15 protein-coding genes are annotated in these 14,464 nt (G+C 44.1%); all 15 read right to left on the bottom strand.

Annotation, left to right across the window (positions count from 1 at the left end):
- Positions 1 to 15: 15 nt before the first annotated feature.
- Positions 16 to 834: a cephalosporin hydroxylase family protein gene (locus tag B3M51_RS10650; protein ID WP_292759081.1), complete on the bottom strand. Its 819-nt coding sequence runs from the start codon at positions 832 to 834 to the stop codon at positions 16 to 18.
- A 353-nt stretch (positions 835 to 1,187) separates the two neighbouring features.
- Positions 1,188 to 2,033, bottom strand: a complete 846-nt coding sequence (locus B3M51_RS10645) for an NAD-dependent epimerase/dehydratase family protein (protein WP_292479211.1) — start codon at positions 2,031 to 2,033, stop codon at positions 1,188 to 1,190.
- Positions 2,030 to 3,256: a class I SAM-dependent methyltransferase gene (locus B3M51_RS10640; protein WP_292759077.1), complete on the bottom strand. Its 1,227-nt coding sequence runs from the start codon at positions 3,254 to 3,256 to the stop codon at positions 2,030 to 2,032. The genes B3M51_RS10645 and B3M51_RS10640 overlap by 4 nt, the downstream gene beginning before the upstream one ends.
- Entirely contained in the window at positions 3,253 to 3,804 is a 552-nt protein-coding gene (locus B3M51_RS10635) for a dTDP-4-dehydrorhamnose 3,5-epimerase family protein (protein ID WP_292479208.1), read from the bottom strand. The genes B3M51_RS10640 and B3M51_RS10635 overlap by 4 nt, the downstream gene beginning before the upstream one ends.
- A 2-nt stretch (positions 3,805 to 3,806) precedes the next feature.
- Positions 3,807 to 4,907 (bottom strand): CDP-glucose 4,6-dehydratase, encoded by a 1,101-nt coding sequence (gene rfbG / locus B3M51_RS10630; protein WP_292759073.1) that lies wholly within the window; start codon positions 4,905 to 4,907, stop codon positions 3,807 to 3,809.
- Positions 4,871 to 5,638: a glucose-1-phosphate cytidylyltransferase gene (gene rfbF, locus B3M51_RS10625; protein WP_292759070.1), complete on the bottom strand. Its 768-nt coding sequence runs from the start codon at positions 5,636 to 5,638 to the stop codon at positions 4,871 to 4,873. Before rfbF ends, rfbG begins: the two co-directional genes overlap by 37 nt.
- A 36-nt stretch (positions 5,639 to 5,674) precedes the next feature.
- Complete coding sequence (gene flgL / locus B3M51_RS10620) at positions 5,675 to 6,580, bottom strand: flagellar hook-associated protein FlgL (protein ID WP_292479206.1); 906 nt, start codon at positions 6,578 to 6,580, stop codon at positions 5,675 to 5,677.
- Between the two features lie 11 nt (positions 6,581 to 6,591).
- Positions 6,592 to 7,983: a flagellar hook-associated protein FlgK gene (flgK, locus tag B3M51_RS10615; protein ID WP_292759066.1), complete on the bottom strand. Its 1,392-nt coding sequence runs from the start codon at positions 7,981 to 7,983 to the stop codon at positions 6,592 to 6,594.
- A 31-nt stretch (positions 7,984 to 8,014) separates the two neighbouring features.
- Complete coding sequence (flgJ, locus tag B3M51_RS10610; RefSeq protein WP_292759063.1) at positions 8,015 to 8,986, bottom strand: flagellar assembly peptidoglycan hydrolase FlgJ; 972 nt, start codon at positions 8,984 to 8,986, stop codon at positions 8,015 to 8,017.
- A 6-nt stretch (positions 8,987 to 8,992) separates the two neighbouring features.
- Positions 8,993 to 10,090 carry a flagellar basal body P-ring protein FlgI gene (locus B3M51_RS10605; RefSeq protein ID WP_292759060.1) on the bottom strand — a complete coding sequence of 366 codons (1,098 nt, stop codon included), beginning with the start codon at positions 10,088 to 10,090 and terminating at the stop codon, positions 8,993 to 8,995.
- 9 nt (positions 10,091 to 10,099) lie between these two features.
- Positions 10,100 to 10,807, bottom strand: a complete 708-nt coding sequence (locus B3M51_RS10600; RefSeq protein ID WP_292759057.1) for a flagellar basal body L-ring protein FlgH — start codon at positions 10,805 to 10,807, stop codon at positions 10,100 to 10,102.
- 150 nt (positions 10,808 to 10,957) lie between these two features.
- Entirely contained in the window at positions 10,958 to 11,743 is a 786-nt protein-coding gene (flgG, locus tag B3M51_RS10595; RefSeq protein WP_292759054.1) for a flagellar basal-body rod protein FlgG, read from the bottom strand.
- Positions 11,744 to 11,776: 33 nt separating this feature from the next.
- Positions 11,777 to 12,520, bottom strand: a complete 744-nt coding sequence (locus B3M51_RS10590; RefSeq protein ID WP_292759051.1) for a flagellar basal body rod protein FlgF — start codon at positions 12,518 to 12,520, stop codon at positions 11,777 to 11,779.
- Positions 12,521 to 12,565: 45 nt separating this feature from the next.
- Positions 12,566 to 13,849 carry a flagellar hook protein FlgE gene (flgE, locus tag B3M51_RS10585; protein ID WP_292479202.1) on the bottom strand — a complete coding sequence of 428 codons (1,284 nt, stop codon included), beginning with the start codon at positions 13,847 to 13,849 and terminating at the stop codon, positions 12,566 to 12,568.
- A gap of 12 nt (positions 13,850 to 13,861) precedes the next feature.
- On the bottom strand, positions 13,862 to 14,464 hold a 603-nt coding region (locus tag B3M51_RS10580), incomplete at its 5' end, for a flagellar hook assembly protein FlgD (RefSeq protein WP_292759047.1).

Raw genomic sequence — 14,464 nt, 5'->3', positions numbered from 1 at the left:
TTTTCTAATGAGCGTCTACTTTCTAAACAGATAACCATCTGGTGATAACGTCAACACCAACTTGTGCTCTAATTCTTTATCCATTTCAAATGAAAGTCTTTCACCATCAGCTGCGGTAATCACTTCCGTTTGGAGTTTTTTCAGGTAGCTCCAAACAGCCGTTTTGGGATTATTCCCCTTACCCCAGGGACGTTTTGAAGACATATGATCAGGGGAATCTTCTATTATTGTATCTGCTACCATGCAATAACTTCCCCGACTGACTAATGGTGCATATGCCTCAAGTTCAGCCAGTACATGATCATGTGTGTGATTACTGTCCAGACAAACCAGAATTCTTTTGTAGTCTTTTGCAAAATCTTTTACCTGAGCAATGATGTCCTCATCAATGCTGGACCCTTCAAGCATAGTAATTTTTTTACTTAATGGATGATTGGTCAAAACGGCTTTATTGTGTGGTCTGATTTCAATATCTATTCCCAACACATGGCCTTTATCTATTTCATCACATCCTTCCAGAAGCGCCAGCATGGATGCGCTGTGGATTAGTGTCCCTCCCCAGGCAATACCTGTTTCGATAATCAGATCAGGTTTGACTTTCCAAATCATCTCTTGCAAAGCATATAAATCCTGAGGCGTTTGAATTACGGGCACTCCGAGCCAGGTAAAATTATAAAAGTAATCGGCCTTTCCAATACCAATCTGATTAAAAAATTCCTGTGAAGCAGATTGTAAGGGCTTGTTTTCAGGGTATTGACTGACACGGTCAGTAATGTCTTGTTTAAATTGTTCCAGTGGTGTCTTTTCCATGCTTCTTTTACCTTTAAATTGCATATGACCATTTGGCGCGTCCAGCAAAATGCTCAAATCAAAAAACGAAATCAATGCATTTTTTGCATAACCCTTTTTGACCTACCCGTTTACAAAAATATTGATTTTATTCCAGCCAGTATGAAGAAGCTTTGTAGTAATCACCTTCGTCTGGTTTTATTCAATAAAGGCTGACCCTTTATCTCCTTAATATCATGAGTAGTTTTCTGGGGTTATTAAACTTCACCAGCTCATCCAACAAACTCAGGAAAATGATAAAGTTCGTTTAATAAAAAACTCTTCGTTTTATATGTAAGCGTTAAATCATACAAATCCATTCTGGTTTCCATCTCAGCTTCCATGACCATTCATCTTTATCAGCTTCTCGTGCATTGCTTTAGCTTATCCGGGTCCCCCCAAAATGCCATTGCTTCATAATCCGGATAAGGGTAATACCCCAGATTAAGTTCTATTTCACTTTGACGAGCATTTATAAACTGTTTCACTAACGTTAAAACCGTTATCGGCTCACCACTACAGATATTGACGATCCCGTTACAATCCTTCTGCTCCAGCACTTTAAGCAAATATTGCGCCACTGTCTCAACAGGTAAATAATCTCTTAACTGTTGACCACCAGACATATTAAAAACGGGCTCACCATTTTCTATCGCTCGTTCTAACTGAGATAGCAGACTTTTGGGATTTTGACCTGAGCCATACATATAAAATAAACGACACCATTGGAGCGAGAAGGAAAACTGTTTTTGCATGGACTCTAACCATTGTCTGAGTTGGTTTTTTGCCTGGGCATAGGGATTATCAGGAAATATCGGCATAGATTCCTCAAGTTGTCCTTCCTGTTTGCCATATTCAAGACATGTTCCGGTGATCAGAATATGTTTAATCCCAGTTTCAATCATAGTCAGTAAAAACCGTTTATGTGCTGGTAAAACCCGCTCTAGATGAACACTATCCTGGTAATTAGACAGTCCACTCCATGCAAGATGAACAAGAGCATCATGCTTAGCTATTGAGTCCGGCCATGTGATCTCAGAACGTTCAATATCCGCTTCAATAATAGCGACCTGATTTCCCCAGTCGTTCTCTAGAACAATTGATTTATCGCGCGTAATAACGGTAATCTCATGTCCCTGTCGAAGCGCCTGAACGACGAAATGCTTTCCGATAAAACCTGTAGCACCAGTTAACAATATTTTCATGGTAGAACCTTCAATTGCGGAATAGCCGTGACAAACTTTCCGCCCCATTGCCGAATATGCCCCTGCTGTTGCATCACCTCATCCGCAATATTCCATGGCAAAATCAATACAAAATCTGGTTTTTCTAAGGTGATTTGATCGGGTGCTAAAATCGGAATATGCGATCCTGGAAGAAATTTTCCTTGCTTTGATGTTGCAGCATCCACAACTAGGTGCACTAAGTCAGTTGAGATCCCAGCGTAGTTGAACAAAGTATTACCTTTTGCTGCTGCACCGTAGGCTATCACGGATTTATTAAGTCGCTTTTGCTCGGTTAAAAAATCAATTAACTCTTGTTTAATCTGCTCAGCACAACATTGGAATCCGGTATAGGTACTCAAGGTGGATAAACCAAATGTTTTTTCTTCCGCTAATAAACTGACGACGGTGGGTTGCGTATTGCGTTTATCATCCTCATGGCAGGCATAAATACGCAAACTACCACCATGGGTTGGAAGCGCTTCTACATCAAAAATTCTTAATCCTGCCTGGTCAAATATCTGACATACCGTGGTGAAAGAGAGGTAGGAGAAATGTTCATGGTAAACCGTATCAAACTGTCGGTATTGAATGAGCTGAAGCAAGTGTGGGAACTCTAGAGTAATAGTTCCCTCATTTGACAGCAGGGTCTTTAATCCCGCTGTGAAATCATTTATATCCGGTACATGTGCATAAACGTTATTACCAATGATCAGGTCAGCCTGTTTACCTTGTTCAGTGAGTTCTTGTGCCAGTTGCTGACCAAAAAACTCACGAAGGATGGGGATCCCCAATTTTTCGGCATGGTCAGCAGTGCTGTCAGTAGGCTCAATACCTAAACAAGGGATCGCTGCAGCTACGAAATTTTTTAATAAATAGCCATCGTTCGCGGCGACTTCGATGACAAAACTATTCTGATCCAGCTGCAGGCGTTGAGTAATCTGATGACAGTAACGTTCAGCATGCGATAACCAGCCCTGAGAAACTGAAGAAAAATAGGCGTAATCATTTGTAAACAATTTATCAGCCGCCGTGACATCTTCTGTCTGGACTAACCAACAGTGATCACACACATACAGTTTTAATGGAAACTTTGTTTCTGGCTGAGTAAGTTGCTCAGCCGTTAAATAGGCGTTAGAGGGTGGGGCAAAGCCAAGATCCAGAAATGTATGTGTTAATGGTGTTTTACAATGCCGGCAATTCATCCAGATAAATCCTTTAACCACTTCGCCACTGTAGGTAATTCGGAATCTCTTACCGACAAGTTATTTACCGGCAGAGGCCAATCGATCGCTAAATCAGGATCTTGAACATGAACTCCCGCTTCAGCCGTTGCGGAATAGAAAGCGGTATGAAAGTAAATTAATTCACTTTCTGGCGCTAATGCCTGAAAACCGTGCGCACATCCTTCCGGAATGACGATCATCGTATTGTTTTCCTGACGCAATTCTTCCGCATGCCATTGGAGAAAAGTTGGTGAATCAGGCCGTAAATCCACCATAACATCCCATACAGCGCCTTGAATACAACGGATAAACTTCATTTCCGCAGCCGAAGAATGCTGATAGTGCAGCCCCCTAACAGTCCCCCTAGTGGTCGTCCTGCTGAAGTTCACTTGTTTGATTTCACGCTGTGCAAGGATAGGTTGCAATGTTTTCTGACAAAATAATCTGGAAAACTCCCCTCGCTGATCTTTAAACGAGGTTTGTTTGATCACAAAAGCGTCAGCAATATCCAGAGATATCAGTTGCATCGTCACAACCAGCAAACATCAGCTGTGTCGGCATCATTAATGTATTGTTGCCATTGAGTTGCTGTAACCACACGACCATTTTCTTGCAAACTCTTATACCAAAGCGCTGTATTTTCTGTGGCTTTATTCAAGTCCCAGACGGGTGTCCAACCTAATTGCTTACGTGCTTTGTCACTATTAATCCCAAGAGAGATTGTCTCATGCTGTGCGTCTCGTTTTGCAATATGCCATGTAAATGCCGGCCAGTATGCATGGATTGACTCCAGCACATTACTCACTGTGGCAATTTGCCCCGAGACAGGACCAAAATTCCAAGCCTGAGCACTAGATTGCTCTCGCTCCCATAATTTTTGTCCAAGTAAGAGATAACCACTCAATGAATCCAAAACATGTTGCCAAGGTCTTGAGGATTCTGGAGACCGAACTTCTAACGGAATTTTTTTCATGACACTTCTGAAGACATCCGGAATCAATCGATCTACTGACCAGTCTCCCCCACCAATAACATTCCCTGCTCGGGCAGAAGCTATTAAAACATCTTGCTGCTCAAAATAAGATTTTCGGTAGCTGTCAACCACCAGTTCTGTTGCAGCTTTGGAAGCACTGTAAGGATCATGACCGCCTAGTCGATCCGATTCCGTATACCCCTCTTTTTTTTCATGATTCTCATAGCATTTATCACTGGTGATAACCACAATAGCCTTAATGGAAGGTACATGTCGACAGGCTTCTAACAGATTAACAGTGCCCATTACATTGGTTGACCATGTCTCTACTGGCTCACTATAAGAGAGCCTGACAATCGGTTGAGCCGCCAAGTGAAAAACCATGTCGGGCTGCCAGTCTGAAATAACTTTTGATAAGGTTTGATAATCACGGATATCAGTGAGCTTTTGTTGAATATCAAGATTTAATAAAGTCCAATGATTTGGCTCAGTATCAGGCTGCAAAGCAAGGCCATACACGTTAGCCCCCATCTGAGATAACCAAAACGCCAACCAACTTCCCTTAAATCCGGTGTGTCCGGTCACTAATACTTTTTTGTCGCGATAAATATCCGAAAACATTACTCCCAAACCTTCCATGGAGCTGTGGTTTGCCATAGATTTTCCAGGTTAACTTTATCCCGCAACGTATCCATCGCTTTCCAAAACCCTGTATGACGATAAGCCATTAGCGTCTGCTGGTTTGCCAGTTGTTTTAAAGGAGCATCTTCCCAAGCGGTATCAGGCCCATCAATAAAGTCGATGACTTCTGGTTCTAATACAAAAAACCCACCATTAATCCATGATCCATCCCCTGCGGGCTTTTCTTGAAAACGATCCACAATTTCATTATTTAGATTTAATGCACCGTATCTGCCTGGAGGCTGAATAGCGGTGACGGTGGCTAATTTTCCATGCGCCTGGTGAAAGGCAATAAGTTCCTGAATATTAATATCAGAGACACCATCACCATAAGTAAAACAAAATGTCTCCTTGCCGATATATTCTTTTACTTTCTGTAGACGTCCACCGGTTTGGGTGTTTTCTCCTGTTTCAATCAGTGTGATTTTCCATGGCTCAACATGCTTTTCATGCACTTGCATTTCATTATTAGCCATATCAAATGTCACATCTGACATATGCAGAAAATAATTGGCAAAATATTCTTTTACGACATAGCCTTTATAGCCCAAACAGATAATGAACTCGTTAACACCATAGTGAGAGTACTGTTTCATGATATGCCAGATGATGGGTTTCCCCCCAATGGTAATCATCGGTTTAGGTTTAAGGTGGGACTCTTCACTGATTCTGGTGCCCAAGCCACCAGCAAGAATGACTGCTTTCATAGTTAATCTACTGTGATTAGGTTGCGTCTAAGTGTTTCACAAAAAGTTAAACAAAGATAATCCCTGTACTTTGACATAAACTTGCTGTGCAGCTTGCAAGCCCGCTGATTGTAAATTTAATTGTGTAATTGCCTCAGCATAGTCGAGATCCTCTATTTGAGAAAGTGTGGTGGTCATACTGAATTGTGAACTGTCATTGATTTCACGTTGTTGTTCTACGGCATTTTGCCGAGTACCAATCCGTGTACGGGCATCCAGAGAAGCATCCATCGCATAATCCATATTCGCCAGAAAATCGCCATCATTCGGTGCGGTTCCGACTGTTCCAGAGGAGAGAGCTGTCGTAAAATCCTGAATGGTCTGGAATATAGCCTGATTGGGACCAGCTACTGTCTGAGTAATAAACAAATCATCACCTGGCTCATTGATCGCAACCAGATACCCATCACTGACCCGTAACTGTCGTTGTCCACCATCGCCGTTATAGGCATAAGTTGTGGTATCAAATGGTTGCACATCAGATTGATAACCGGAAAACAGATATTCGCCATTTGAATCTGTGGTGTTAGCCAAAGCGACGAGTGTTTCATTTAATTGGTTAATTTCTTCGGCAATACCCTGACGTGATTCATCACTATTCGTATCATTCAATGCCTGAACTGCCAGCTCACGAATGCGTTGCATAATATCGCCAGCACTTTTTAGTGTTCCATCGGTTGTGCTCAAACGGCTATCAGCGACATCGGCATTGTCTTGATACTGTTGCGAAAGACCGATTTGTCTTTGCAAGTCCAGCATTTTGACAGCACCTATGGGATCGTCTGAAGGAGTTTGAATCCGTTTTCCAGAGGACACCTGTAATTGGGTTTTGGCCAATTCATTTTGCTGCCTCAGCATGGCCTCCAGGCCTTGTTGAGTAATACTATTTGTGGAGATACGCATGAGTTAATCTCCTAAAATGCGTTGATTAACGAATTAAACACGGTATTCGATACTGTGATTATTTGCGAAGCTGCTTGGTAGGCTTGCTGAAACTTGATCAGATTGGCAGCTTCTTCATCCAGATTGACCCCTGAAACACTCTCAGACCGTTGGCGGATCTGACTCACCAGTCCCGCTTGCGTTTCCTGAGATACAGAAGCTTGATTAGTGCGAGTCGCTACTTGAGAAACGATTGAGCCGTATTGATCATTGAATGATCGGGAAATAACAGGAGGACCAGGGTCAAGAACCACGGTTGTTTTATCAGTCTGCAAAGCCGCCATGGCTAAAGCATTTTCATTATTACCCACGCCGGGAACGGTGGTAGAGGATGCGGCAATTAACCGCGTATCAGTAATATTCATACTGATAGTAGAAGCGGTCGTACCGGCAGCATCAAAAAAATCTGTTCCTGCATTACCGTTTAGATCGACACCATTACCGTGAGCAGTATTAAAGGCGGTAACGATCGATTCGGCTAAAACATCCAGCTCGGCACGCGTACTATCCACGACATCAGTTCTTGCCAATATCGCACCGCCTATTTCTCCGCCACTAAGCTGCTGGGTAATATTAATTTGTGAGGGCCCATAACCAATAGCAGTACGAGGAGGATTGGTACTATTGTCGGCAATAGTTGAAAGTTCAACCCGACTATTACCTACAACAAGCCCTTGTCCATTTCCGATAAAGACATTTACTGCTCCGTTATCCTGCTCGACCACATTCACCGAGACCAATTCTGATAAGTCGCCAATCAATTTATCGCGTTTATCCAGCAAATCGTTGGGGTTGTAACCAGCAGCCAGAGACTCAGAAATGGATTGGTTTAAATCCTTTATCCCCTGAGAAAGCACATTGATATCCTTGACTGACGCCGACAGAGTGTTATCAATCTGTCTGTCCAGCTCGCCCAGTTGGCTGTCCATCGTATTAAAACGGTTGGCCAGCAAGTCACCTTGTGTAAGCATCACCTGTCTGGCGGCAATAGAGGTTGGATCATTAGCAACTTCCTGAACAGAGTTGAAAAATGCTTCCAACCCGCCACTGATACTCAGTGAAGAAGAGCCCAGCAGATCATCAACCTGCTTGGAAAATGTCAAAAAACCGTCTTGTTGTGATTCAGCTGAGGTGTATGTGCGTAATTGATTGACCAGAAATTGATTGAAGATACGATCAACACCCGTAACACCGACACCATTGCCGATGTAGTAACCTCCTTCAAAATTTGCTGGTTGTGTACCTTGATCAGTACGTTGGCGTGAATACCCTGCCGTATTGACGTTACTGATATTATGACTGGTGGTCGCTAATGAATTTTGGGCGGCTAATAAAGCCGAACTACCGATATTCAGCATGCTCATTTAGATAATCCTCTGCGAGCTTTTTTCTAGGTTAATACCCCAGATTCTGAATATTTTTATGCGAAATCTGTGCCAGTGTATCGCCATTCATAATACGTTTAATCTTGTCAGCATATTGCGGATCAGTTGCATAACCCGCTTCATGCAGCTTTTCTACAAAGGTTTCCGGATCCCCAACATGTTTTAATGCTTCACGGTAGCGGGGTTGCGATTGAATGAAGCTGACATAATCCTCAAAACTTTGAGCATAATCATCGTAAGATCGAAAACGCGAGTGCTCGGCTATGGGCTTACCATCACGATATTCAAGCGCATTTTTAGCCACATATTCACCATCCCATCGGCTATCGGCTTTAATATTGAAAAGATTAAAACTGGACTGTCCCTCGCCATCTTTTAATACATATCGACCCCAGCCGGTTTCAAGTGCAGCCTGAGACAAAATAACTTCAGGTGTTGTACCCATTTTGTCAGCTGCCTGTTGTGCCAGTGGCCAAAGATGATTAACAAACTCTTCAGGCGTTTTAAAGCGCTGGGGAAAGTTTTTGTGTTCCGTGCCGGATAAGATCTCTTTGCTATCCGTATCTTGAGAATTTTCATGGATTTCTTTCACTGCACGTCGTAAATCCTGACGAATAGTCACCGTATCAATGCTGAACGTTTGCCCAGGTAATGGCATATTGGCATTGGTATTTGTCTGACCACCTAATTGCCGAACAATGACATCCTGTAAACCGAGGCCTCCGCGTTGCGACAAATCCATTGCCAGCTGCTGGTCGGCCATTTCCCGATAGGTTTTGCTGTGATTGGAATCGAAAATACCTTCTGCCAAACTCGCCTCGCGCATACTTTTCAACATCATCGTTGTGAAAAGTGCTTCAAATTGCGCTGCCACCTGTCGCAGAGTGCTTGCCTCATTTCCCGGTTTAATGGCGGATTCACGCAGTTGATTCAAGCCATGAAAATCAACTGCATTTTGGGAAATATTTGAAGGAATCGTCATGTCGAACTAGATGATTACCAATTCAGCACGCAAGGCACCCGCCTGTTTCAATGCTTCAAGAATTGCCACTAAATCACCGGGAGCAGCCCCAACCTGATTCACTGCACGAACAATTTCATCCAGTGAAACGCCGGGGTTAAACACAAACATCCTGCTGTTTTCTTCGGATATTTCAATATCATAATTTGGTGTTATAACTGTTTGTCCAGCCGATAAAGCATTGGGTTGGGACACTTCAGGATCTGCTGAAATGGTTACCGATAAACTACCATGGGTTACCGCTGCAGGACTGACACGAACATTCTGTCCAATCACCACCGTGCCACTGCGAGAATTGACGACGACCCTAGCCGCAGCCTCACCCGGACTCAGTTCGAGGTTTTCAATTAACGATAAAAACGGAATACGTTGATTGGGATCTCTCGGTGCATTGACCTTGACGGATGCTGCATCCATTGAACTGGCTGTGCCACGTCCCAAAGTCTGATTAATGGCATCGGATAATCTGCTTGCTGTGGTGAAATCTGCCTGGTGTAAATTCAGGATGATATGGTCACCAACATTTAAGGCATTCTGAACGGTACGCTCGACTGTCGCGCCATTGGGAATCCGCCCTGCACTGGGAATGTTTACCGTTACCCGAGATCCATCTCCCGCTTCAGCACCAAAGCCGCCAACAACCAGATTACCCTGAGCCACAGCATATATCTCACCATCAGCACCTTTTAACGGTGTCATGATCAAGCTCCCGCCCCGCAGACTTTTTGAATCGCCAAGTGATGACACGGTGATATCAATAGTTTGACCCGGTTTGGCAAAAGGCGGCAAATCAGCATGGACAGAAACTGCCGCTATATTTTTACTTTTCGGATTAACGCCTGCAGGAATAGTGATCCCCATTTCAAGCAACATGCTTCGCAATGTCTGACCGGTGAATGCAGTCTTGTCGCCGGTGCCATTGAGTCCTACGACCAAACCATAACCTACCAGCTGGTTATTCCGCACCCCTCCGATAGAGGCCAAGTCCTTGATTCGCTCTGCCTGGGCAGAAGCCATTATCAACAACAAAAAAGCGGCAAAAAAGGTATTTAGAATGGTTTTCATTTTCTAACCTCAAAAAGGCATTAATGCACTGATGAAGAACCGGCTAAGCCAGCCCATCGCATTGGAATCATTTGTCGGTCCATCACCCACATAAGTGATTTGAGCATCGGCAATTCGAATAGACGAAATAGTATTGGTGGCATCAATATCGCGGGGACTAATCATGCCGGTTAACCGCACATACTCATTGCCCTGATTAATAGTGACCACTTTTTCGCCACGCACAATCATATTGCCATTTGACAGCACCTCAACAACAGACACACTGATATCACCGGTTAGGAAGTTGTTCTGTTCACTTTCACCTTCCCCTTCAAAACTGCTATTGGCGCCGGTGCTAAACGCAAGATTATTATCATCCGTATTCGCCAAAGGGAGTCCACTGGGGAGACTGAATTGGGGGGTAGTACCAAATATAGTTGGATTATTTATATTGTTGGAGCTGGTTTTATCAACAGTTGTGGTGGATTCTTTTTCAGCATCAGTCCGCTCTTGCAAACGCACTGTCAAAATATCGCCGACCCGACGGGCTTTATAATCTTCAAAAAGGGTAATGTTGGTACGTGTGTCAAAAATTGCACCATCGTTTCGTTCTACTGGCGCAGTAGCTACCGGCCGCACTGCAGCATAAGCCGGGTCACGTTTCACTTCATTACTGACACATGCGGAAAGCAAAATCAGCGAAGTGATTCCCAATAGTCGGTAAATGAATTTCATATGGATCTCCGAAACGAACATATCTATAAAATTGAGCTTGCAGAGTCCATGCCACAATCGTGTTTTAATCCAAGAAAACTGGATCTTCCTACCAGACATAAAAAAGCCCCGAAACACATCAGACGCGTTATCGGGGCACTGTGAATATTTCTATAAATTTTGGCTAGCGTACTGCAGCATTTGATCAGCCGTGGAAATGGCTTTTGAATTCATTTCATACGCCCGTTGGGTTTCTATCATGTTAATCAGCTCAGTTACTACATTTACGTTTGATGTCTCCAGAGCACCACCAATAACTCGACCCAAACCATCCAAAGTGGGCGTACCGACGATAGGGACACCACTGGCACCAGTTTCTTTAAACAGGTTTTCACCAACGGGTTGCAAACCGGCAGGATTCACAAAATCCGCTAACTCCATTTCGCCAATAACAGTTGGTTCATTATCTCCAGGCTGCGTGATACTCACAGTACCATCGGCACCAATAGTAACGCTTTGCACATCATCGGGAATATTGATGCCGGGATCCAGAAGATAGCCGTTGGACATAACCATATCGCCATCGGCATTAATCTGGAATGTCCCATCACGGGTATAGGCGAGATCACCATCAGGCATCAGGATCTGAAAATAGCCCCGACCATCAATGGCTACATCCAGGGCATTATCTGTTTGGATAATGTTGCCTTGCGTATGCAGTTTTTCGGTGGCAACTGTGCGAACACCTGTACCAATCATTAAACCGGAAGGTAGTTGATTATCGGTAGTCGTTTGCGCGCCGGGTTGGCGAATTGTCTGATACAGCAGATCTTCAAATACTGCACGATCCTGTTTAAACCCTGTGGTGTTAACGTTCGCCAGATTATTTGAAATCACCGACATCCGTGTTTGCTGAGCATCAAGCCCGGTTTTCGCAATCCATAATGCCTGGTTCATAAGGTCTCTCCTAAAAACACTATTGCTATGTTACTAACCATTTAGCTGCAACAAGCGTGCCGAAGCGGCACTATTTTCTTCTGCGGTGCTCATCATTTTGACTTGCATCTCATATTTACGTTGAAGTTCAATCATATTGACCAGCGCACCGACAGCATTTACATTGCTGCCTTCAATGGTTCCAGAAGCAACTTTAACCGTGGCATCCAACGGAGCTTCGGTGCCATCCGCCATACGCAGCAAACCATCCTGATCTTTAAAAACATTTTGCAGGTCTGGCTTGACCAGCTTGATTCGATCGATAACTGCCAACTCATTTTCAGCACCACCAATCGGCCGGATAGAAATTGTGCCATCAGCACCGATATCAATTTTTTCTGCTGGCGGAATGGCGATAGGTCCACCCTCACCCATAACCGGCAATCCCGTTCCGGTGACTAATTGTCCCAGCTCGGTAACATGTAAGTCCCCTGCACGGGTATAGCCTTCACGACCATCTTTGCCCATGACAGAAATAAAACCTTCACCTTGTACAGAAATATCAAGTTCACGACCGGTTGATTGCACGCTGCCTTGCTGATAATCCGTCACTGGACGCTCTGTCATTGAATAAACACGGGTGGGTAAACCTTCGCCAAATACCGGCATGGAACGGAACTGTTCCAAATCAGCACGAAAGCCCGTGGTATTGACGTTAGCCAGATTATTGGCGTTGGTCGCTTGCGCTAGCATGGTTTGCTGCGCCGCATTCATTGAGATAAACAGCATGCGATCCATAGTTAACCTCTTTTTTCTATATAAATATCAATCAATTAAGCGAAATTAACGCAGATTGATGATGGTCTGGGTGACGGCATTATTTGTTTCTATCGCTTTTGAGTTCGCCTGGAAATTACGTTGTGCAGTAATCAAGCCAACCAGCTCTTTGGTCAAATCAACATTCGAGGTTTCCAGTGCACCTGACTGAATCAGACCGAAGCTGCCGGTTCCTGCTTCACCAATCCGCACATCGCCCGAATCCAATGTCGCTTCCCAGGCGGTATTACCAATCTGTTTTAAGCCTTGTGGGTTAGGAAAGTCTGCCAAAACAATTTTGGCGACGTTGGTGGTTTGACCATTAGAATATTGGGCCTGTACCAAGCCGGTATCATCAATATCCAAGCCTGTCAGCCGACCGGTGGGAAAACCATTCTGATCGGTATCCAATACAGTGAAAGCGGCTGAGTTTTGGGTTGAACCAGCAAAATTAACTTCGAAACTCAAATCAACTGCACCACTACTCAACCCGGAAAACGTATAAGTTTCAGTTGGTGTTACCCCACCATCCAAAGCCCCACCTAAAGCCGGGTCAAAGGTCAGTGTTTTGGTATCCTGGCCTGGAGCAAATTCAAGTATAGTCTGGCTGCCTGTGGGTTCATTAATATAAACCTGTACGTTCCATTCATTAGCAACATTGGTTTTCTGATAGTAATAGGTCAATGTACTTTCATTACCTAAAGAATCAAAAATATTACTGGAGGTAGAGTTGGTATAGGTCTCAGGGTCAGTCGGATCAATTGGTGTCGCGACTGGATCAATATCTGTAGCAGTTGAAGGAAGATTTGCTGCAATATCCACTTCTGTTGTGGCTTGAGGGACACCCGCAGCAACTGGTAACCGAATCGGATCCGTTCCACCCAAAGCGGTAGACGAAACACTGCCATCAGCATTGACCGGAAAACCTAATAAATATTGTCCAGAGCTATTGGTGATGTAGCCATCGCGGTTAATATTAAATGCACCAGCTCTACTATATAAAACCTGTTCAGTATCCAGAGCGGGTTTCAATGCGTAAAACCCCTGCCCATTTCCACTAATCGCCAAATCCAGCGAATTATTGGTCACTTCCAGATTTCCCTGATTGAATTGTTGTGCCACATTGTTCAGCACGACACCCGTACCGATGGCCGTATTACTGTTCCCGAATGTTGACAGGGCATAAACATCACCGAATTCTGCTCGTGAACCTTTAAAGCCAATGGTATTGATATTGGCGATATTGTTTGATTTCACATTCAAATCGGCAGTGGCGGCATTGAGGCCTGTTAATGCTGTATTAAATGACATGATGATTACCCCTTAAATAATTTCTTGAACTTCACTGAACGGCACGGAACCAATACCGGCCAGATTCATGGTCAGTCCTTGTCCGTTAGAGCCAACCAAAACACTGTCTACCTTCGCTATCACCGCCGTGGCAAAAGCGGTATTTTGTCCATCAACAGTGCCGGTAGCCATAAATTGATAGGCACCTTCTGGCATTGCTTCCCCGTCATTATTCAAACCATCCCACTCAAAATTGGTATAACCGGAGGCTGCTCCCATCGGAATGGTTCTGACTAATTCACCGGCTTCGCTGTAAACCTTAAGTTCCAGATTAGAAACAGGATCCGCCACATTAATTTGTCCGCGCATCGGTGAGTCAGCAGTCATGACACCAATTGACGAAGGGACCAAGACCGAACGTCCTACAAGAGAGGAGCCCTGCAACGCCTGATCCGACTGCATCGCATTGGCAAAATTAGCAAATGAATCCTGTAAATCACTAATACCACTTACCGTACTAAAGGAAGCTATCTGTCCGAGGAAGTCTCCGCTTTCCATAGGCTTAAGCGGATCCTGATTCATTAGCTGCGTGGTCATCAAGGACATAAAATCCTCCATTTGCAACTTGCCAGGATC

Origin of the sequence: Methylophaga sp. UBA2689, from assembly GCA_002354555.1 — a bacterium.
Taxonomy (GTDB): domain Bacteria; phylum Pseudomonadota; class Gammaproteobacteria; order Nitrosococcales; family Methylophagaceae; genus Methylophaga.
The sequence above is the reverse complement of the archived record's forward strand: the minus strand, read 5'-3'. Positions and strand labels throughout refer to the sequence as shown.

What these genes read in the sequence shown, in the direction of transcription:
- B3M51_RS10650 (WP_292759081.1), bottom strand. Translation starts at nt 834, where the DNA reads ATGCAATTTAAAGGTAAAAGAAGCATGGAAAAGACACCACTGGAACAA.
- B3M51_RS10645 (WP_292479211.1), bottom strand. Translation starts at nt 2,033, where the DNA reads ATGAAAATATTGTTAACTGGTGCTACAGGTTTTATCGGAAAGCATTTC.
- B3M51_RS10640 (WP_292759077.1), bottom strand. Translation starts at nt 3,256, where the DNA reads ATGAATTGCCGGCATTGTAAAACACCATTAACACATACATTTCTGGAT.
- B3M51_RS10635 (WP_292479208.1), bottom strand. Translation starts at nt 3,804, where the DNA reads ATGCAACTGATATCTCTGGATATTGCTGACGCTTTTGTGATCAAACAA.
- rfbG (WP_292759073.1), bottom strand. Translation starts at nt 4,907, where the DNA reads ATGGCAAACCACAGCTCCATGGAAGGTTTGGGAGTAATGTTTTCGGAT.
- rfbF (WP_292759070.1), bottom strand. Translation starts at nt 5,638, where the DNA reads ATGAAAGCAGTCATTCTTGCTGGTGGCTTGGGCACCAGAATCAGTGAA.
- flgL (WP_292479206.1), bottom strand. Translation starts at nt 6,580, where the DNA reads ATGCGTATCTCCACAAATAGTATTACTCAACAAGGCCTGGAGGCCATG.
- flgK (WP_292759066.1), bottom strand. Translation starts at nt 7,983, where the DNA reads ATGAGCATGCTGAATATCGGTAGTTCGGCTTTATTAGCCGCCCAAAAT.
- flgJ (WP_292759063.1), bottom strand. Translation starts at nt 8,986, where the DNA reads ATGACGATTCCTTCAAATATTTCCCAAAATGCAGTTGATTTTCATGGC.
- B3M51_RS10605 (WP_292759060.1), bottom strand. Translation starts at nt 10,090, where the DNA reads ATGAAAACCATTCTAAATACCTTTTTTGCCGCTTTTTTGTTGTTGATA.
- B3M51_RS10600 (WP_292759057.1), bottom strand. Translation starts at nt 10,807, where the DNA reads ATGAAATTCATTTACCGACTATTGGGAATCACTTCGCTGATTTTGCTT.
- flgG (WP_292759054.1), bottom strand. Translation starts at nt 11,743, where the DNA reads ATGAACCAGGCATTATGGATTGCGAAAACCGGGCTTGATGCTCAGCAA.
- B3M51_RS10590 (WP_292759051.1), bottom strand. Translation starts at nt 12,520, where the DNA reads ATGGATCGCATGCTGTTTATCTCAATGAATGCGGCGCAGCAAACCATG.
- flgE (WP_292479202.1), bottom strand. Translation starts at nt 13,849, where the DNA reads ATGTCATTTAATACAGCATTAACAGGCCTCAATGCCGCCACTGCCGAT.